The following is a 242-nucleotide window of genomic DNA, read 5'->3' as shown; positions in this document are numbered from 1 at the left end:
CCCGGATTTACCTAAGATTCCAGCCTACCACCTTAAACTTGGACAACCAACGCCAAGCTGGCCTAGCCTTCTCCGTCCCTCCATCGCAATAACCAGAAGTACAGGAATATTAACCTGTTTTCCATCGACTACGCTTTTCAGCCTCGCCTTAGGGACCGACTAACCCTGCGTCGATTAACGTTGCGCAGGAAACCTTGGTCTTTCGGCGTGGGTGTTTTTCACACCCATTGTCGTTACTCATG

1 rRNA gene (running past both ends of the window) is annotated in these 242 nt (G+C 50.4%); it reads right to left on the bottom strand.

The window, feature by feature from the left end:
- Positions 1-242, bottom strand: a 23S ribosomal RNA gene (locus tag sphst_RS20140) (its annotated part extends past both window edges: 1215 nt to the left, 1275 nt to the right); the annotation flags it as partial.

Origin of the sequence: Sphingomonas sp. STIS6.2, from assembly GCF_000732685.2 — a bacterium.
Taxonomy (GTDB): domain Bacteria; phylum Pseudomonadota; class Alphaproteobacteria; order Sphingomonadales; family Sphingomonadaceae; genus Sphingomonas; species Sphingomonas aerolata.
This window is presented reverse-complemented; position numbering and strand designations above follow the sequence as displayed.